The organism is Pseudomonas sp. GD04015, assembly GCF_029837675.1.
In the GTDB taxonomy this organism is placed as follows: Bacteria; Pseudomonadota; Gammaproteobacteria; order Pseudomonadales; family Pseudomonadaceae; genus Aquipseudomonas; species Aquipseudomonas paralcaligenes.
Map to the genome: position 1 here is coordinate 14,215 of NZ_JAOEEE010000021.1, position 19,566 is coordinate 33,780.

General features: G+C 66.1%; 15 protein-coding genes. 5 read left to right on the top strand and 10 right to left on the bottom strand.

Annotated features, from left to right (window positions below; genetic code table 11):
• Positions 1-39 precede the first annotated feature (39 nt).
• Positions 40-714 (bottom strand): ribonuclease T, encoded by a 675-nt coding sequence (rnt, locus tag N7640_RS16980; protein WP_220815732.1) that lies wholly within the window; start codon positions 712-714, stop codon positions 40-42.
• Positions 711-1,757, bottom strand: a complete 1,047-nt coding sequence (gene pyrC, locus N7640_RS16985; protein WP_279902018.1) for a dihydroorotase — start codon at positions 1,755-1,757, stop codon at positions 711-713. The genes rnt and pyrC overlap by 4 nt, the downstream gene beginning before the upstream one ends.
• A 178-nt stretch (positions 1,758-1,935) precedes the next feature.
• On the opposite strand from pyrC, the gene N7640_RS16990 reads away from it, so the two are divergent.
• The 4 genes from N7640_RS16990 (at position 1,936) to N7640_RS17005 (ending at position 6,506) form a co-directional block, all read left to right on the top strand.
• Positions 1,936-2,841: an OmpA family protein gene (locus N7640_RS16990; protein WP_279902305.1), complete on the top strand. Its 906-nt coding sequence runs from the start codon at positions 1,936-1,938 to the stop codon at positions 2,839-2,841.
• Positions 2,842-2,960: 119 nt separating this feature from the next.
• Positions 2,961-4,178, top strand: coding sequence for an argininosuccinate synthase (locus N7640_RS16995; RefSeq protein ID WP_220815734.1), 1,218 nt, complete (start codon positions 2,961-2,963; stop codon positions 4,176-4,178).
• Between the two features lie 92 nt (positions 4,179-4,270).
• Entirely contained in the window at positions 4,271-4,663 is a 393-nt protein-coding gene (gene gloA, locus N7640_RS17000) for a lactoylglutathione lyase (RefSeq protein WP_279902017.1), read from the top strand.
• A 133-nt stretch (positions 4,664-4,796) separates the two neighbouring features.
• Positions 4,797-6,506 carry a carboxypeptidase-like regulatory domain-containing protein gene (locus N7640_RS17005; RefSeq protein ID WP_279902016.1) on the top strand — a complete coding sequence of 570 codons (1,710 nt, stop codon included), beginning with the start codon at positions 4,797-4,799 and terminating at the stop codon, positions 6,504-6,506.
• A 176-nt stretch (positions 6,507-6,682) separates the two neighbouring features.
• On the opposite strand, the gene fabI is transcribed toward N7640_RS17005, so the two are convergent.
• Genes fabI through N7640_RS17035 form a run of 6 tightly spaced genes read right to left on the bottom strand, consistent with a single transcriptional unit; the run spans position 6,683 to position 14,882 of the window.
• Positions 6,683-7,477, bottom strand: a complete 795-nt coding sequence (fabI, locus tag N7640_RS17010; RefSeq protein ID WP_279902015.1) for an enoyl-ACP reductase FabI — start codon at positions 7,475-7,477, stop codon at positions 6,683-6,685.
• Positions 7,478-7,482: 5 nt separating this feature from the next.
• A complete protein-coding gene (locus N7640_RS17015) occupies positions 7,483-9,111 on the bottom strand; it encodes an ABC transporter ATP-binding protein (protein ID WP_279902013.1) in 1,629 nt (542 codons plus the stop codon).
• A gap of 1 nt (position 9,112) precedes the next feature.
• Positions 9,113-10,132, bottom strand: a complete 1,020-nt coding sequence (locus N7640_RS17020; RefSeq protein ID WP_279902012.1) for an ABC transporter permease — start codon at positions 10,130-10,132, stop codon at positions 9,113-9,115.
• A gap of 3 nt (positions 10,133-10,135) precedes the next feature.
• Positions 10,136-11,221, bottom strand: a complete 1,086-nt coding sequence (locus N7640_RS17025) for a microcin C ABC transporter permease YejB (RefSeq protein WP_220815740.1) — start codon at positions 11,219-11,221, stop codon at positions 10,136-10,138.
• Positions 11,221-13,056, bottom strand: coding sequence for an extracellular solute-binding protein (locus N7640_RS17030; RefSeq protein WP_279902011.1), 1,836 nt, complete (start codon positions 13,054-13,056; stop codon positions 11,221-11,223). Before N7640_RS17030 ends, N7640_RS17025 begins: the two co-directional genes overlap by 1 nt.
• Positions 13,053-14,882, bottom strand: a complete 1,830-nt coding sequence (locus tag N7640_RS17035) for an extracellular solute-binding protein (RefSeq protein WP_279902010.1) — start codon at positions 14,880-14,882, stop codon at positions 13,053-13,055. Before N7640_RS17035 ends, N7640_RS17030 begins: the two co-directional genes overlap by 4 nt.
• 222 nt (positions 14,883-15,104) lie before the next feature.
• Between N7640_RS17035 and N7640_RS17040 the strand changes: the two genes are divergently transcribed.
• Positions 15,105-16,547, top strand: coding sequence for an HDOD domain-containing protein (locus N7640_RS17040; protein WP_279902009.1), 1,443 nt, complete (start codon positions 15,105-15,107; stop codon positions 16,545-16,547).
• A gap of 424 nt (positions 16,548-16,971) precedes the next feature.
• Here N7640_RS17040 and N7640_RS17045 read toward each other — a convergent pair whose 3' ends face one another.
• Together N7640_RS17045 and gloB are read right to left on the bottom strand one after the other, a co-directional pair.
• Positions 16,972-18,552, bottom strand: a complete 1,581-nt coding sequence (locus N7640_RS17045) for a lytic transglycosylase domain-containing protein (RefSeq protein WP_279902008.1) — start codon at positions 18,550-18,552, stop codon at positions 16,972-16,974.
• 92 nt (positions 18,553-18,644) lie between these two features.
• Positions 18,645-19,427, bottom strand: a complete 783-nt coding sequence (gene gloB / locus N7640_RS17050; RefSeq protein ID WP_279902007.1) for a hydroxyacylglutathione hydrolase — start codon at positions 19,425-19,427, stop codon at positions 18,645-18,647.
• Between the last annotated feature and the right edge of the window lie 139 nt (positions 19,428-19,566).

Sequence of the window (19,566 nt, forward strand, 5' to 3'; positions counted from 1 at the left end):
GGCTGCGGCGTTTTCTATGGGCGGATGGTGAGGCTGGGGCTAGTGGTCGAACTCGTCCCAGCCGCCCATTTCCTTCCAGCGGTTGACGATGCCGCAGAACAGCTCGGCGGTCTTCTCGGTGTCGTAGCGCGCGGAATGCGCTTCCTTGCCGTCGAACTCGATGCCGGCGGCCTGGCAGGCCTTGGCCAGTACGGTCTGGCCGTAGGCGAGGCCGGCCAGGGTGGCCGTGTCGAAGCTGGAGAAAGGGTGGAAGGGGTTGCGCTTGAGGTCGCAGCGGGCTACGGCGGCGTTGAGGAAGCCGAGGTCGAAGCTGCTGTTGTGGCCGACCAGGATGGCGCGTTTGCAGCCGTTGGCCTTGATCGACTTGCGCAGGCCCCGGAATATCTCGGTCAGCGCATGTTCCTCGCTCACCGCCATGCGCAGAGGGTGATCGAGCTTGATGCCGGTGAACTCCAGCGCCGCCGCCTCGATGTTGGCGCCCTCGAAGGGCTCGATGCGGAAGAAATGGGTGTGGTCCGGGTAGAGGAAGCCGCCTTCGTCCATGGCGACGGTGGTGGCGGCGATCTCCAGCAGCGCGTCGGTGGCGGCGTTGAAACCGCCGGTCTCCACGTCCACCACCACCGGCAGGTAGCCGCGGAAGCGTGCGGCCATCGGGTGGCGCGGGCCGGACGGCAGGCTGCCGTCGAGTTCGTCGTCGAAATTGTCTTCGCTCACGCTTGGTCCTCCAGCAGGCGCCATTGCAGCTTCTCGCCGGCGCGCAGCGGAATCACCCGGTTCTCGCCCAGCGGCAGTTCGCTCGGGCCGGTCCATTCCTCGCGTACCAGGGTAATGCGGTCGGTGTTGCGCGGCAGGCCGTAGAAATCCGGGCCATGCAGACTGGCGAAACCTTCCAGCTTGTCCAGTGCACTGCGCTGCTCGAAGGCCTCGGCATACAGCTCGATGGCGGCGTGCGCGGTGTAGCAGCCGGCGCAGCCGCAGGCGGCTTCCTTGGCGTGCTGGGCATGCGGTGCCGAGTCGGTGCCGAGGAAGAACTTCGGGTTGCCGCTGGTGGCAGCGTCCAGCAGGGCTTCCTGGTGGGTGTTGCGCTTGAGGATCGGCAGGCAATAGAAGTGCGGACGGATGCCGCCGACCAGCATGTGGTTGCGGTTGTACAGCAGGTGATGTGCGGTGATGGTGGCGCCGACGTTGGCCGGCGCGCTCTTGACGAACTGCGCCGCGTCGCCGGTGGTGATGTGCTCGAACACCACCTTCAGCGTCGGGAAGCGCTCGACCACCCGGACCAGATGCTCGTCGATGAAGCGCTTCTCGCGGTCGAACACGTCCACGTCGGCGCGGGTCACTTCGCCATGTACCAGTAGCGGCAGGTCGACCTCGGCCATGGCTTCCAGCACCGGGAAGATGTTGTCGATGCTGGTGACGCCGGAATCGGAGTTGGTGGTGGCGCCGGCCGGATAGAGCTTGGCGGCATGTACGAAGCCGCTGGCCTTGGCGGCGCGCACGTCTTCGGCGGAAGTCTTGTCGGTGAGGTAGAGCACCATCAGCGGTTCGAAGCGGCTGCCGGCCGGGCGGGCGGCCAGGATGCGCCCGCGATAGGCATCGGCCTCGGCGGCGTTGCGCACCGGCGGCACCAGGTTGGGCATGATGATGGCGCGGGCGAAGGTCCGCGCGACATCGCGGACGGTGTGCTGCAGGACGGCACCATCGCGCAGATGGATGTGCCAGTCGTCTGGGCGCAGCAGGGTAATGCGGTCGGACATGGGGATTCCCGGCAGGTAAAACGTGGGCGAATGCTACCAGTTTTGCGGCTTCCACGACCTATCAAGTTTCCGGCGCCGCTGCCGATACGGGCTATGAAAGCCGTATCTCCCCACGGAGCCGATCTTGCGCCAGCCCAGCCTCCTCCTGCTCAGCCTGTTTGCCAGCCTGCCCTGGTGCATGCCGGCCGCGGCCATCACGTTCCAGACGCGCATGGAGAAAGTGGAGTGGCAGGTCGAGGGCGATCAGTTCGAATGCCGTTTGAGCCAGCCGATCGCCGATTTCGGCAGTGGCGAGTTCGTCCGCCGCGCCGGCGAGCAGGCGACGTTCCGCCTCAAGGCCCGCGAGCGCTGGATGGGCGCCGGCTCGGCGACGCTGCTGGCCGCCGCCGCGCCGTGGCAGCCGGGCAGGGGGGACATCAACCTCGGTACGCTGAGCGTCGGCAGCGGCGAGGTGCCGTTCAACAGCAGCCAGGAGCAGGCAGGGCGCCTGCTCACCGGATTGATGGAAGGGCGTAGCCCTCTGGTGCGCCACCGCACCCTGCAGGGCGGCGACAGCCTGGAAGTGCGGTTGCTGCCGGTCAAGTTCAACCAGGCCTACAACGACTACCTCAAGTGCACGGTCGGCCTGCTGCCGGTCAACTTCGACCAGATCCGCCAGACCCAGCTCGGCTTTCCCGGTGGCACCACGCTTGAGCCCCTGGCCCAGGCCAAGCTCGACATCATCCTGGATTTCATGAAGGCCGACCCAAGCGTCAACCGCATCCAGCTCGACGGCCATGCCGACAACTCCGGCAACCGCTTGACCAATCGCGATGCCTCGCGCCGCCGCGCGGTAGCGGTGGAAGAGTACCTACGGGCCCACGGCGTCCCGGCCGAGCAGATCATCGTCCGCTTCCACGGCGAGCGTTACCCCCTGGTGAAGAACAATAGCGCGGCCAACCGGGCGAAGAACCGCCGGGTGACCATGACCCTGTCCCGCGAGCCGGTGGTCGAGCCGGCCCCCGAGGCCCAGTCGCCGGCCGCTCCCGCCCCGGTGGAACCGGCGCCCGCCGCCGGAACGTCGGGTCCGTCCTCCGCATCCTAAAGTCGCCTGGGCAAATAAATCTGTCGCTTTGTCGCTAGTGTCTGTCGCGCCCCTGTAAATCATTCCGCACGGCCGGTAGAATCCCCGGTTTTCCGTACAACCCCCTGGAGTTGATTGGCATGGCGGACGTCAAAAAGGTAGTTCTGGCCTATTCCGGTGGCCTGGACACCTCGGTGATCCTCAAGTGGCTGCAAGACACCTATAACTGCGAAGTGGTGACCTTCACCGCCGACCTCGGCCAGGGCGAGGAGGTCGAGCCGGCCCGCGCCAAGGCCCAGGCCATGGGCGTCAAGGAAATCTACATCGACGACCTGCGCGAAGAATTCGTCCGCGACTTCGTCTACCCGATGTTCCGCGCCAACACCGTCTATGAGGGCGAGTACCTGCTGGGTACTTCCATCGCCCGTCCGCTGATCGCCAAGCGCCTGATCGAGATCGCCAACGAGACCGGCGCCGACGCCATCTCCCACGGCGCCACCGGCAAGGGCAACGACCAGGTGCGCTTCGAGCTGGGCGCCTACGCGCTGAAGCCGGGCGTCAAGGTGATTGCCCCCTGGCGCGAGTGGGACCTGCTGTCCCGCGAGAAGCTGATGGACTACGCCGAGAAGCACGGCATCCCGATCGAGCGCCACGGCAAGAAGAAGTCGCCGTACTCGATGGACGCCAACCTGCTGCACATCTCCTACGAGGGCGGCGTGCTGGAAGACACCTGGACCGAGCACGAAGAAGACATGTGGAAGTGGAGCGTCTCCCCGGAGAACGCCCCGGACACCCCGACCTACATCGAGCTGACCTACCGCAAGGGCGACATCGTCGCCATCGACGGCAAGGAGCTGACCCCAGCGCAGGTGCTCACCGAACTCAACCGCCTCGGCGGTGCCAACGGCATCGGACGTCTCGACATCGTCGAGAACCGCTACGTCGGCATGAAGTCCCGCGGCTGCTACGAGACCCCCGGCGGCACCATCATGCTCAAGGCCCACCGCGCCATCGAGTCGATCACCCTGGACCGCGAAGTGGCTCACCTGAAAGACGAGCTGATGCCCAAGTACGCCAGCCTGATCTACACCGGCTACTGGTGGAGCCCGGAGCGTCTGATGCTGCAGCAGATGATCGACGCCTCCCAGGCCGATGTGAACGGCGTGGTGCGCCTGAAGCTGTACAAGGGCAATGTCATCGTGGTCGGCCGCAAGTCCGACGACTCGCTGTTCGACGCCAACATCGCGACCTTCGAGGAAGATGGCGGCGCCTACAACCAGGCGGACGCGGCGGGCTTCATCAAGCTCAACGCCCTGCGCATGCGCATCGCCGCCGGCAAGGGCCGCAAGCTGTTCTGATAAGCTGAACGCACCGAGCCAGACGAACCCCGGCCACGAGCCGGGGTTCTGTTTTTATAAGCCCGCACACGGGCAACGATGAGGAAAAAACGATGAGACTGCTGCATACCATGCTGCGCGTGGGCGACATGGACCGTTCCATCGCCTTCTACACCGAGGTGCTGGGCATGACCCTGCTGCGCCGCAAGGAGTACCCGGACGGCCAGTTCACCCTGGCCTTCGTCGGCTACGGCAACGAGGCCGAGAACAGCGTGATCGAGCTGACCTACAACTGGGGCGTGGACCAGTACGAACTGGGCACCGCCTACGGCCACATCGCTCTGGAAGTCGAAGACGTCTACAAGGCCTGCGAGGACATCCGCTCCCGCGGCGGCAAGATCACCCGCGAGCCGGGCCCGATGAAGCACGGCACCAGCATCCTGGCCTTCGTCGAAGACCCGGACGGCTACAAGGTCGAGCTGCTGTCGCCCAAGCGCAACGACTGAGACGCGCTCGCCGCCTTTTTGCATGAGCTGAGAGCTGGTGCTCAAAAATTGACTATCAATGGATGATTGGTCAATTGCTTGACGATTTTGGGTTGATATAGTCGCCGCCCCACAACCTTTCAAGGACGAAAAGATGTTCAAGCAGTGGTGTCGACTCCTGCTGGTCGTGCTCGGCACGGCCGGCCTTTTCAGCTCACCCGCCCAGGCAACCCTGCCGCTGCAGGGCAAATCCACCATTTCCGGCCAGGTCTTCGACGTCGACGGTCGCCCTCTCGAAGGGGTGACCGTGCAGGTGCGCGAGGGCATCATCCTCAAGCGCGGCCAGAAGGCCATTACCAATCCGGGTGGCCTGTTCACGCTCCAGGGCATCGTGCCGACCCAGACCCTCTTCCTGAGCTTCGAGAAGGAGGGCTTCACCTCGACCCAGGGAACCGTGAGCCTGGTGCAGAAGGTGCCGACCGGGAAATGGCTTCCGCGCTACGAGTACAAGCTGCTGCGCGAGGCCACCATCAACAAGACCCTGCTCAAGCGTGGCGCGGTGCAATCGTTCGACCCGGTTCTGGGCGGTACGCTGGCCGAGGCCGGTTTCAAGGTCAGCTTCAGCCCGGACAGCCTGACCGGCAACGCCGGCCAGTCGGTGGAGGTGGTGATCACGCCGGTCGACGTCTCGACCGCCGCGATCAACGGTGCTCCGGGTGAATTCGGTGCGCGTACCGCCGATGGCCGCCTGGAGACGCTGGAGTCTTTCAGCATGGCGGACTTCAGCCTGTACCAGGGCTCCAACAAGGTGAACCTGAAGCCGGGAAGCACCGCCGACATCGAGCTGCTGCTGCCGGCGAACACCCGCCTGCAGGAAGGCGATGTCACCCCGATGTGGCATTTCGATACCGCCAGCGGGCTCTGGCAGGAGGAGGGCACCGGCCAGGTGGCTGCTTCCACGTCGCAGCCCAATCGACTGGCCGTGTTCGCCACCGTTGCGCATTTTTCCTGGTGGAACAGCGATCAGGTGATCACCCTCGCCGAAGTCAGAGGGCGGGTGGTCGACCAGATCGGCCAGCCGGTCGCCGGTGCCAGCGTGTCTTCCCTGGGCGTGGACTATAACGGCAGCACCAATCCGGTACTGACCGATGCCAACGGCTACTACTGCCAGAAGGTGAAAGCCGATTCTGTCAGTGCTCTGCGGGCCAATCGCGTTATCCAGGGCATCAGCTTGAACTCGCCCACACAGCAGGTGCAGGCCGGCGCCGCAGGCAGCCTGTGTGCGAACGGCAGTGCGGTTGTGGTGGCAGACCTCGTGCTGCCGGCCGGACTGGCTTGTGTGAGTGGCACCGTTCTGGACGGCTCTGGCCAACCGGTTTCGGGCGTGACCGTCTTCGCCAGCTCGGGCTCCCACACGCAGAGCGATGCCCAGGGCGCGTTCCAGCTGAGCGTGATGGAGCTGGCCCAGGCTGTGATCTACGCCGCGGGCTACCCCTCCCAGACGGTGACCGCGCCGGCCGCGGGCTCGCCCTGTGCCACAGTGAACCTGCAGCCGGGCGGCTCCAATAGCGCTCCCGCCTGCGTGAGCGGTTTCGTCTACCAGTGCGACCTGTCGAACCGTCGAGAAGACGTGCAGCTGTTCGCCCGGGATGTCTCCAACTCGACGCCGCTGGGCACTTCCGCGCTCAGCGACCTCGATGGCAACTACTGCATCGACAATCTGCCGGCCAATCTGCAGATCAAGGTGGGGCCGGTGAACTCCAGCATCGACGAAGGCATCGAGCTGAACAGCGGTAATGGTGGCGGTAGCTGCGCCGCCAATACCTGCAACGCGGTACCGCCGATGGACATCTGGTGTTACTGATGGCCTAGCTCGATTCGCTGAGCGGCACCAAGAAACCGATACCAGTCGCCTGGTATCGGTTTTTTCATGTTTTGCCTGGCTGAAACAGAAAGCACGCCGCGACTTGGAGTCGCGGCGTGCTTCTTTGCGCTATTCGGCGAGTTTCGTCACGGCGAGTTTCGTCTCCGAGCCGGAGATCACTCCTCGATGGCGCCCATGGCGGTGGTGTTGAAGCCGCCGTCGACGTAGAGGATTTCGCCGCTGATGCCCGAGGCCAGGTCGGAGCAGAGGAAGGCGCCGGCGTTGCCGACTTCCTCGATGGTCACGTTGCGGCGTAGCGGGGTCTGTTTCTCGTTGGCGGCGAGCATCTTGCGGAAGCTCTTGATGCCGCTGGCCGCCAGGGTGCGGATCGGGCCGGCGGAGATGGCGTTGACACGGGTGCCTTCCGGGCCGAGGCTGCCGGCCAGGTAACGCACGCCGGCCTCCAGGCTGGCCTTGGCCATGCCCATCACGTTGTAGTTGGGCATGGTGCGCTCGGCGCCCAGGTAGGAGAGGGTGAGGATGCTGCCGTTGCGGCCCTGCATCAGCTCGCGGCCGGCCTTGGCCAGGGCCACCAGGCTGTAGGCGCTGATGTCGTGGGCGATCCTGAAGCCGTCGCGGGTGGTGACTTCGGTGAAGTCGCCGTCCAACTGGTCGCCCGGGGCGAAGCCGACGGAGTGGACGATGCAGTCCAGGCCGTCCCATTTCTTGCCCAGTGCCTCGAAGACCTTGGCGATCTCCTCGTCGCTGGCGACGTCGCAGGGGAAGCACAGCTCGGGGTTGGAGCCCCAGCCGGCGGCGAACTCTTCGACGCGGCCCTTGAGCTTGTCGTTCTGGTAGGTGAAGGCGAGCTCGGCGCCCTCGCGGTGCATGGCGGCGGCGATGCCCGAGGCGATGGACAGTTTGCTGGCCACGCCAACGATCAGTACGCGCTTACCGGCGAGAAAACCCATGTGCGTTATTCCTCTTTCAGTGAGTCGGCGGTCGTCGGAGCCATGAACGCGGCTTCCAGCAACTGCCGGGTATAGGGGTGCTGCGGCGTGGCGAACACCTGCTCGGCCGGCCCCTGTTCAACCACCTTGCCTTGTTTCACCACCATCAATTGGTGGCTCAGGGCCCTGACCACCGCCAGGTCGTGGCTGATGAACAGGTACGTCAGGTTGTACTTGGCCTGCAGCGAGCGCAGGAGTTCCACCACCTGGCGCTGCACCGTGCGGTCGAGCGCCGAGGTGGGCTCGTCCAGCAGGATCAGCGCCGGCTTCAGCACCAGTGCCCGGGCAATGGCGATCCGCTGCCGTTGCCCGCCGGAAAACTCATGGGGGTAGCGGTGCCGGGTATCCGGGTCCAGTCCCACCTCCTTGAGCGCGTCGATGACGGCCTGTTCCTGCTCCTCTTCGCTGCCCATGCCATGGATGCGCAGGCCCTCGCCGACGATCTGGCCCACGCTCATGCGTGGGCTGAGACTGCCGAAGGGGTCCTGGAAGACCACCTGCATCTGCCGCCGCAGGGGCCTCACGGCCTTCTGCGACAGCCCGTCCAGCGCCTGGCCCTGGAAGCGGATGGCGCCCTGGCTGCCGAGCAGCCGCAGGATCGCCATGCCGAGGGTGGATTTGCCGGAACCGCTCTCGCCGACGATGCCCAGGGTCTGGCCCTGGGGCAGGCTGAAGTCGATTCCGTCCACCGCCTTCACATGGTCGACCGTGCGCCGCAGCACGCCCTTCTTGATCGGGAACCACACGCGCAGGTCGTCCACTTCCAGCAGCGGCGCGCCCGCGGGGTTGGCCGCCGGTTCGCCGCTGGGCTCGGCGCCGAGCAGTTCCCGGGTATAGGGATGCTGCGGAGTGCGGAACAATTCGTCACACGACGCCTGTTCGACGATGCGACCGCGCTGCATGACACATACGCGGTGGGCGATTCTTCGCACCAGGTTGAGATCGTGGGTGATCAGCAGCATGGACATGCCCAGGCGCGCCTGCAGGTCCTTGAGCAGGTCGAGGATCTTCAGCTGCACGGTGACGTCCAGCGCCGTGGTCGGTTCGTCGGCGATCAGCAGCTCCGGCTCGTTGGCCAGGGCCATGGCGATCATCACCCGCTGGCGCTGGCCGCCGGACAGTTCGTGGGGGTAGGCCTTGAGGCGCTTGGCCGGTTCGGGGATGCCGACCAGTTCCAGCAGTTCGATGATCCGCGCGCGCGCCGGCTCGCCGCTCAGGCCCTTGTGCCAGGCGAGGATTTCGCCGATCTGCTTGCCGATGCTGTGCAGCGGGTTGAGCGAGGTCATCGGTTCCTGGAACACCATGGCGATGTGGTTGCCGCGGATGCCGCGCAGCTTCTCCGGCGGCAGCTTGAGCAGGTCCTGCTCGCCGTAGCGGATGCTGCCGGCCGGGTGGCGGGCCAGCGGGTAGGGCAGCAGGCGCAGGATGGAGTGGGCGGTGACCGACTTGCCGGAGCCGCTCTCGCCGACCAGGGCCAGGGTCTCGCCGCGGCGGATGTCGAAGCTGACGCCTTCGATCACCCGCTGGGCCTTGTCGCCGGATACGAACTCGACGGCCAGGTCGCGCACTTCGATGAGGTTGTTCGGATCGGTCATCTCATTTCCTCGGGTCGAAGGCATCGCGGGCGGCTTCGCCGATGAACACCAGCAGGCTGAGCATCAGGGCCAGCACGGCGAACGCGCTGATGCCGAGCCACGGCGCCTGCAGGTTGGCCTTGCCCTGGGCCACCAGCTCGCCCAGCGAGGGTTCGCCGGCCGGCAGGCCGAAGCCGAGGAAGTCCAGCGAGGTCAGGGTGCCGATGGCGCCGGTGAGGATGAAGGGCATGAAGGTCATGGTCGAGACCATGGCGTTGGGCAGGATGTGGTGGAACATGATGCCGCCGTTGCCCATGCCCAGCGCGCGGGCCGCGCGCACGTATTCCAGGTTGCGGCCGCGAAGGAACTCGGCGCGCACCACGTCGACCAGGCTCATCCACGAGAACAGCAGCATGATGCCCAGCAGCCACCAGAAGTTGGGCTGCACGAAGCTGGCCAGGATGATCAGCAGGTAGAGCACCGGCAGGCCCGACCAGACTTCCAGGAAGCGCTGTCCGGCCAGGTCTACCCAGCCGCCGTAGTAGCCCTGCAGGGCGCCGGCCAGCACGCCGATGAGCGCGCTGGCCAGGGTCAGCGCCAGGGCGAACAGCACCGACACGCGGAAGCCGTAGATCACCCGCGCGAGCACGTCGCGGCCCTGGTCGTCGGTGCCCAGCCAGTTCTGCGCCGAGGGCGGCGCGGGGGCCGGCACCTGCAGCTCGTAGTTGATGCTGGAGTAGCTGAACGGGATCGGCGGCCAGACCATCCAGCCGTCCTTCGCCGCGATCAGTTCCTGGATGTAGGGGCTCTTGTAGTTGGCCTGTAGCGGGAACTCGCCGCCGAAGGCGGTCTCCGGGTAGCGCTTGAGCACCGGGAAGTACCACTCGCCGTCGTAGCGCACGGCCAGCGGCTTGTCGTTGGCAATCAGCTCCGCGCCCAGGCTGAGCACGAACAGGACGAGGAACAGCCAGAGCGACCACCAGCCGCGCTTGTGGGCCTTGAACAGGGCGAAGCGGCGTCGATTGAGGGGAGAGAGCTTCATCGATCAGTTCTCCCGGCTTTCGAAGTCGATGCGTGGATCGATCAGCGTGTACATCAGGTCGCTCACCAGCTTGGCCAGCAGGCCGAACAGGGAAAAGATGAACAGGGTGCCGAACACCACCGGGTAGTCGCGGTTGACGATGGACTCGAAGCCCAGCAGGCCGAGGCCGTCGAGGGAGAAGATCACCTCGATCAGCATCGAGCCTGCGAAGAAGATACCGAGGAAGGCGGCCGGGAAGCCGGCGACCACGATCAGCATGGCGTTGCGGAACACGTGGCCGTAGAGCACGCGCCGGTCGGTCAGGCCCTTGGCGCGGGCGGTGACCACGTACTGCTTGCCGATCTCGTCGAGGAAGCTGTTCTTGGTCAGCAGGGTGAGGGTGGCGAAGTTGCCGATCACCAGGGCCGTCACCGGCAGGGCCAGGTGCCAGAAGTAGTCGAGGATCTTGCCGCCCAGGCTAAGTTCGTCGAAGTTGCCGGAGGTCAGCCCGCGCAAGGGGAACCAGTCCCAGTAGCTGCCGCCGGCGAACAGCACGATCAGCAGGATGGCGAACAGGAACGAGGGGATGGCGTAGCCGACGATGATCGCCGAACTGGTCCAGACGTCGAAGGCGCTGCCGTGGCGGGTGGCCTTGGCGATGCCCAGGGGGATGGAGACGAGGTAGGTGATCAGCGTGCTCCACAGGCCCAGGGAAATGGACACGGGCATCTTTTCCAGGATCAGGTCGATCACCGTGGCATCGCGGAAGAAGCTCTCGCCGAAGTCCAGTTGCGCGTAGCTCTTGATCATCAGCCAGAAGCGCTCGGGAGCCGACTTGTCGAAGCCGTACATTTTCTCGATCTCGGCGATCAGCTCGGGGTCGAGGCCCTGGGCGCCACGGTAGTTGGAGCCGGCCACCGCGACCTCGCCGCCGCCGCCGGAAACGCGGCCGGTGGCGCCGCCCGAGGCGGCGTCGAAGCCTTCCAGCTTGGCGATCATCTGCTCCACCGGGCCGCCCGGCGCCGCCTGGACGATGATGAAGTTGATCAGCAGGATGCCGAGCAGGGTGGGGATGATCAGCAGCAGGCGGCGGACGATATAGGCCAGCATCAAGGGGCTTCCTGCTCGGTGGTCTTGGCGGGCTTGCTGCGTGGCGGGGCCGCCGGTGCCTCTTCCCACCAGGTCATCAGGCCGTAGTCGTAGAGCGGGGTCACCGCCGGGCGACCGAAGCGCTTCCAGTAGGCCACGCGCCAGGTGTCCACATAGTAGTTGGGCACCACATAGTGGCCCCAGAGCAGGGCGCGATCCAGCGCGCGGGCGTGGCTGATCAGCGCCTGCCGCGAGTCGGCGCGGATCAGGCCGTCCACCAGCTGGTCGATGGCCGGGTCGCGCAGGCCCATCAGGTTGCGGCTGCCGGGGTTGTCGGCGCTGGCGGAGTGCCAGAATTCGCGCTGTTCGTTGCCCGGCGAGTTGGACTGGGGCCAGATCGCCGAGGTCATGTCGAAGTCCCGCGAGCGCAGGCGGTTGATGTACTGGGAGGTGTCGACCCGGCGGATCTGCAGGTCGATGCCCAGTTCCGCCAGGTTGCGCTTGAACGGCAGGATCACCCGCTCCAGGTTGGGCTGGAAGTTGATGAACTCGAAGGCCAGCTGCTTGCCGTCCGGGCCGATCATCTTGTCGTCCTCGATGCGGTAGCCGGCCTCGGTGAGCAGTTGGAAGGCGCGCCGGCTCTGTTCGCGGATGATGCCGCTGCCGTCGCTGACCGGCGGCTTGAACTCCTGGGTGAATACTTCCGGCGGCAGCTTGTCGCGCAGCGGCTCCAGAATTTTCAGTTCGGCCTCGTCGGGCAGGCCGGTGGCCGCCATCTCGGAGTTGGCGAAGTAGCTGCCGGTGCGCTTGTAGGCGCCGTAGAACAGTTGCTTGCTGGCCCACTCGAAGTCGAACAGCTGGGCGATGGCCTCGCGCACGCGGCGATCCTGGAACATCGGCCGGCGCAGGTTGAACACGTAGCCCTGCATGCCGGCGGGGTTGTGGTTGGGGATGGCCGCCATCACGAAGCGGCCGGCGCGCAGGGCAGGGGAGTCGTAGCCGGTGTTCCAGTCCTTGGCCGAGTATTCCAGGTTGACGTCGAACTGGCCGGCCTTGAAGCCCTCCAGGGCCACCTGGGTGTCGCGGTAGTAGTCGACGCGGATGCGGTCGAAGTTGTACAGGCCGCGGCTCACCGGCAGGTCCTGGCCCCACCAGTCCTTGACCCGCTCGAACTCCACGCGGCTGCCCGGCGAGACCTTGCCGATGCGGTAGGGGCCGCTGCCCAGCGGCGGCTCCAGGCCGCCTCTGGAGAAGTCCCGGTCGGCCCACCAGTGCTTGGGCAGCACGTGGATCTGGCCGAGGATCAGCGGCAGCTCGCGGTTGTCCTTGTGCTTGAAGTCGAAGCGCACGGTCAGCCGGTCCTCGGCCACTACCTTGTCCACGTCCGCGTAGTAGTGGCGGTACATGGGGTCGCCTTTCTCGACCAGGGTATTGAAGGTGAAGATGACGTCCTCGGCGGTCACCGGCTGGCCGTCGTGGAAGCGCGCCTTGGGGTTGAGGAGGAAGCGGACGTAGCTGTTGTCCTCAGCCTTGTCGATCTTCTCGGCCAGCAGGCCGTACTCGGTGAAGGGTTCGTCCGGCGAGTGGTAGGTGAGGCTGTCGTAGATCAGCGGTTCCACGTCCACCGGGTTGCCCTTGGGAATGTAGGGGTTAAAGCTGTCGAAACCACCGATCCCGCGCTGCCGCAGCAGGCCGCCCTTGGGCGCCTCCGGGTTGACGTAGTCGAAGTGCTTGAAGTCCGCCGGGTACTTCGGCGGCTCGCCGTACAGGGTGAGGGCGTGCCTGGGTTCGGCCTGGGCGGCGCCGGCCAGGACCAGCAGGGCGGCGGCGCCGAGGGTGCGCAGGGTGGGGCTCATCGAACGGTCTCCGTGGGCTTCAGCCACCAGGCCCGCAGCCCGAGGGTGTAGGGCGGGGTGGTGACGAAGGCGAACCGGTTGCGGTACGCCAGACGATGGTGATTGATGTACCAGTTGGGAATGCTGTAGTGCTGCCAGAGCAGGACCCGGTCCAGCGCGCGGGCGGCCGAGACCTGTTCTTCGCGGGTCTGGGCGGCGAGCAGCTTGTCGAGCAGGGCGTCGACCACCGGGTGGCGCACGCCCGCGTAGTTCCTGCTGCCCTTGACGCCGGCCTGGCTGGAGTGGAAGTACTGCCACTGCTCCAGGCCGGGGCTGAGATTCTGCGGCAGGGTCATGAGGATCATGTCGTAGTCGAACTGGTCGAGGCGCTGCTTGTACTGGGCCCGGTCCACGGTACGCAGGCTGGCGCGGATGCCGATGCTGGCGAGGTTCTCGGTGTAGGGCTGGAGGATGCGTTCCAGGTTGGGGTTGACCAGCAGTATCTCGAAGCGCAGGGGCTGGCCCTTGGCGTTGACCAGGCGCTGGCCGGAAGGTTTCCAGCCCGCCTCGGCGAGCAGGCCCAGGGCGCGGCGCAGGGTTTCCCGCGGGATGCCGCGGCCGTCGGTGGCGGGCAGAGCGAAGGGCTCGGTGAACAACTTGGCCGGCAGCTGCTTGCGGTAGGGCGAGAGCACCAGCCATTCGCCGCCCTCCGGCTTGCCGGTGGCGGAGAACTCGCTGTTCGGGTAGTAGCTGGTGCTGCGCTTGTAGGCGCTGTTGAACAGGGCGCGGTTGGTCCACTCGAAGTCGAACATCAGGCCCAGCGCCTCGCGCACCTTGCGCTGGGCGAAGATGTCGCGGCGGCTGTTCATGAACAGCGCCTGGGTCTGGGTGGGGATCTGGTGCGGAATCTCGGCGCGGATCACGTCGCCGCGGGCGATGGCCGGGAAGCGGTAGCCGTTGGCCCAGTTCTTCGCCTGGTGCTCGATGTAGAAGTCGAATTCGCCGGCCTTGAACGCCTCGAAGGCCACGTTGCTGTCACGGTAGAACTCCACCTCGACCCGGTCGAAGTTGTACTTGCCGCGGTTGACCGCCAGCTTCGCCCCCCACCAGTCCTTGACCCGCTCGAACACCAGGCGCCGCCCGGGGTCCACCTGGACGATGCGGTAGGGCCCGCTGCCCAGCGGCACGTCGAAGCTGGTGGCCTTGAAGTCGCGCTTCTTCCAGTAGTGCTGGGCCAGCACCGGCAGTTCGCCCAGGCGCAGGATCAGCAGCGGGTTGCCGGCGCGCTTGAACACGAAGCGGATGCGGTGGCGGCTGAGGATGTCGACCCGTTTGACTTCCTGCAGGTTGGTGCGGTACTGCGGATGACCGTCCCTGACCAGGGTGCGGTAGGAGAAGGCCACGTCGTAGGCGGTGATCGGCTGGCCGTCGTGGAAGCGGGCTTCCTTGCGCAGGTTGAACACCACCCAGCTGCGGTCCTCGTTGTATTCCACGCTCTTGGCGATCAGGCCGTAGCTGGAGGCCGGCTCGTCGCCCGAGGGGTCGTAGGGGCCGGTGCCCACCATCAGCGGCTCGTTGAACTCGCTGACCCCGTATTGCAGGAAGTTGGGCGCCGCCGACGGACTGCTGCCCTTGAAACTGTAGGGATTGAGGGTGTCGAAGGTGCCATAGGCCATGATCCGCAGCGTGCCGCCCTTGGGCGCAGCGGGGTCGACCCAGTCGAAGTGGGTGAAGCTCGCCGGGTACTTGAGCATGCCGAACTGGGCGTAGCCATGGCTCTCGCTAAGGGTCGCCAGGGCGGGGAAGCTCATGGCCAGGCCAAGGATCAGCGAGAGCAGGAGACGCATCGGGTGCGGAGTCCGGTCCATTGGGCTTCTGGCGGCATATAGAGGCAGGGTGCTGGTTTTTCGCTGCGGTTGGCGGCGGATGATCGCCGATTTGCACGGGCATGCCGACCGATTGTTTGCCGGTACAGTAACAGCTTGTATCCGCTGGAAAAAGAGCACCTTCCATGCGGCTTGTGCCATCATTTTGCCTACACTTGAACGAGATGAAACGAGGTCGCTGTCTTGGCGGAACGCAGTATCGGGTTACAGGCATGGATCGACAGATTGAACCAGGCGGAACTGCCTGCGCTCGCCGCCGTGGTGCAGGACCTGCATCGCCTGTCCCAGGCCGACCGGGCCTCAGTGCAGCAACTGGCCGACGTGTTGCTGCGCGACGCTTCGCTGACCTCCAAGGTGCTGCGGGTCGGTAACAGCGCCTACTACAACCCCTCCCAGGAAAGCATCCGCACCATCTCCCGGGCCATCGTGCTGATCGGCTTCGACAACGTGCGCCTGATCGGCATGTCGGTGTGCCTGATCGACAGCCTGCTGGCGAAGGCGCCACGCGAGCAGTTGCAGATGCTCCTGGCGCGCTCTTTCCACGCCGCGGTGCAGGCGCGCAACATCGCCGGCTACGTGCTAAGCCGCAGCGAGGAGGAGGTGTTCATCGCCGCGCTGCTGCACACGGTGGGCGAACTGGCGTTCTGGGCCAGCGGCGGCGCTCAGGCCGATGAGCTGGCCGTCGCCCTGGAGCGGCCCGGCATGGACCCGGACGAGGCCGTGCGGGAGGTGCTCGGCACCAGCTTCCGCCAGTTGACCCAGGGCCTGGTGCGGAGCTGGAACCTGGGCGAACTGGCCGCTTTCGCCCATGGCGGTGGCAACCAGCACGATCCGGCGGTGCGCGCCATCGGTCTGGGCGTGAAGATCAGCGAAGCGGCGCTGGAGGGCTGGGACTCGCCGGAGATGGAGCAACTGGTGCAGCAGGTGGCCGAGTTCACCGGCGTCAGCCCCGAGGACGCGCTGCGGCAGGTGCTGGAAAGCGCCCGGGAGACCGTGGAGGTGGCCACCACCTTCGGTGCCGGCCAGCTGTGCCGGCTGATTCCCGATACCGATCCGGAGCAGATCCGCCTCCAGCAGCAGGAGCGCAAGGCGCGCCTGCTGCAGCCCGACCAACTGGTGCTGCAACAGGCGCTGCAGGACTTGGGCATGATGGTCAGCAGCAAGGCCGACGTCGGCATGATTCTCGACACTCTGCTCAAGGGCCTGCACCGGGGCGCCGGGCTGGAGCGGGTGATGCTGGCGGTGCTGGCCGACGGCCAGACCCGTTTCCGGGTGAAGCGGGCGATAGGCGAGGGCACCGAGCGCTGGCTGAGCGACTTCCAGCTGCCGGCGTCCCAGATCGAGCAGCCGCACATCTTCAGCTATGTGCTGCGCAACCGCGAGGCGCTGTGGATGGGGGTGCCGGCCAGCTACAACCTGGCCGAGCTGGTGACCCTGCCGATGCGCCAGCAGCTGGGGCAGGGCATGTTCTTCATCGCGCCGCTGCTGGCCGGCAGCCGCGAGATCGGCGTGCTGTACGCGGACTGCCGGGTTTCCGGGCGGGCGCTGAAACACGAGCAGTTCGTCGCCTTCCAGCGCTTCGCCCAGCTGACCGTGCGTTGCCTGGAGGCGCTGGGCAAGCGCTGACGACAGGGCTATGTCCCCGCGTGGCCAAGACCTCTAGCCGAACACTGCAGCTGCCTGCGCCTGGATTATTCCTTCGGGCCAGCGCAAGCGCTGTTCAGCGATACAGCTGCTCCCGCCTGCGCGGAGATGACGCGGTGGGAGTGGAGCCCCTCCGAGAACCGTCATTCCCGCGCAGGCGGGAATCCAGAAGATTGCACTGCAGCGCGTAACAGGTATGCAGCCCACGAAAAGGCTATGTACCCGCTTACGTGTTGGTGGCGCAATTCTGCTCTTGTGGGTGCGGCTGGGCGGCATTCCGATTGGCCGCGATACTTTGTTGCCAGCCTCGTTCGCGGACAAGTCCGCTCCCACAGGGGGCAATGGCGCTCGCCGACCATGGAAAATGCCTTAACTGAAGGCAATTAGCCCTCGGGCGGCCTTGTTGTCAGTCGAGATACAGCGTGAGGGTCTGTCCCGGCTTGAGCGCGCGGCTGTCGCTGCGCGGGTTCCAGCGCTGGATGTGCTCAACGTTGACCTTGAAGCGCTGGGCGATCAGGTACATGGAGTCGCCGCTCTTGACCTGATAGTAGGTCACGTTTTGCCGCGCCTTGCTGCCGCCGGCGGCCACCGAGTTGCCGGTGCCGCCCGAGCCGCCGCGGATGTCGAGCATCTGGCCGAGGCTCAGCTTGCTGCCGGCGTTCAGGCCGTTCCAGCGCTGCAGGTCCTTGAGCGAGACGCCGTGGGCGTTGGCGATCTGCCAGAGGTTGTCGCCGCGCTTCACCTTGTAGCGCTGCGGGTGGCTGGCGGGCGGCGGCGCCTTGGCCACCTGCTCGTGCAGTGCCCGCACCGGCTCGCGCCCGCCCGCGGACGGGATAGTGAGGACCTGGCCGACCCGCAGGTTGTTGCCGCTCAGCTTGTTGACGTCCTTCAGGGCGTTCACCGTCAGGTGGTGGCGGTTGGCGATGCTGTGCAGGTTGTCGCCCGCGCGCACCCGGTATTCCTGCCACTGCACCAGTTCCTGGGGTTTCATCAGCGAGAGGCTGGCGTTGAACTGCTCGGCCTTGTCGATGGGCACCAGCAGGTGCTGTGGGCCGTCCATGGTGATGCCTTTCTTGAAGGCCGGGTTGAGGCTCTCCAGCTCGTCCTCTTCCATGTCGACCATGGCCGCCAGCCGCGCCAGGTCCAGCCCCGGCTTGCTCGCCACCTGCTGGAAGTAGGGCTCGTTGGCGATGGGGCTGAGGGCGACGCCGTAGGCCTCCGGCGACATGACGATCTGCGACAGGGCCAGCAGCTTGGGCACGTAGTCCTGGGTTTCCTTGGGCAGCGGCAGGTTCCAGTAGTCGGTCGGCAGGCCGAGCTTCTGGTTACGCTCGATGGCCCGGCTCACGGTGCCCTCGCCGGCGTTGTAGGCGGCCAGCGCCAGCAGCCAGTCGCCGTTGAACATGTCGTGCAGGCGGGTGAGGTAGCTCAGCGCCGCGTTGGTCGAGGCGGTGATGTCGCGGCGGCCGTCGTACCAGTTGGTCTGGCGCAGGTTGAAGTGGCGGCCGGTGGAGGGGATGAACTGCCACAGGCCGACCGCGTGGCTGCGCGAGTAGGCGTAGGGGTTGTAGGCGCTCTCGATCACCGGGAGCAGGGCCAGCTCCATCGGCATCTTGCGTTCTTCCAGGCGCTCGACCACGTAGTGGATATAGAGGCTGCCGCGGGTGCTGGCGTTTTCCAGGAAGGAGGGGTTGCTGACGAACCACAGGCGCTGGTTCTCGATGCGCGGGTTGATGCCGATCTCGTCCTGCAGCCCGAAGCCGTCGCGCATCCGGTCCCAGATGTCCTTGGGCAGCTCCGGCTCGACCGCTTCGGCGAGCCATTGCGGCTCCTGCTGCAGGGTCACGGCGGGGTCGGTATCGCGGCTCTGCTCGACCGGGGCCGTGCTCTGGCAGCCTGCCAGGCCCATGCATGCCATTACCGCCAGAGCCCTTGCCCGTCGCGTCAGTTCCGTTGAATCAAGGGTTCCGAAAGGTAATAAAAACATTGTTATCTAGTATCTGTCGGCCCAAAAAAGTGGAGGGATTCTAGAAACGGCCCCCAGGGTGGTCAAGTTTTCACCAGCCCGCCGACGGGTCGCTAGGCCACCTTGAACTGGTCCTTCCAGCCGCGCAGCGCAGCGAAGACCTCGTCTTCCGTACGCTGCCGGGCGCCGTCCCGCTCGTCGATTTTTTCTTTAATGGATGTTTCGCCGCAGCGCAGGAAGGGGTTGGTCGCCTTCTCCAGGCCGATGGTCGACGGCAGGCTGATCCGCCCGGCCGCGCGCCAGGCGCTGACCTCCTCGAAGCGTTGCGCGACGGCCGTATTGTCCGGCTCCGCGGCGCGGGCGAAGTGCAGGTTGCTCAGGGTGTATTCGTGGGCGCAGTAGACGCGGGTGGCGTCCGGCAGGGCGGCCAGGCACTGCAGCGACGCATTCATCTGCTGCGGCGTGCCCTCGAACAGCCGGCCGCAGCCGGCGGCGAACAGGGTGTCGCCGGAGAACAGCCAGCCTTCCTGGGCCTGGTGGTAGGCGATATGGCCCAGGGTATGGCCGGGCACCGCGTGGACGACGAAGTCGCGGCCGAGCACCTCGATCCGCGCGCCGTCGTCGAGCGCCACTTCGCGGGCCGGGATGTTCTCCCGCGCGGGGCCGGATACGCGGGCGCCGGTGGCGTCCTTGAGCCGGGCCACCCCGCCCACGTGGTCGGGGTGGTGGTGGGTGACAAGGATGTCGTCGAGCCGCCAGTCCGGGTGGGCGGCCAGCCAGTCCAGCACCGGCTGGGCATCACCCGGGTCGACCACGGCGCAGCGGCGGGTGGTGGCGTCCTGCAGCAGCCAGATGTAGTTGTCGCTGAAGGCGGGAAGGGCATCGATCCGGTACATGTTCGGGGTCGCCATTTGGGGAACAATGGCGCATCTTAAGCGCAACAACCCGCCACGATCTGCTGTGCGTCGGCTAAACGATGGAGAAAGCGTCCTCGGAGTGCTCATTTAGCACTCGTAAACTCTGCTTCCTCGGCCA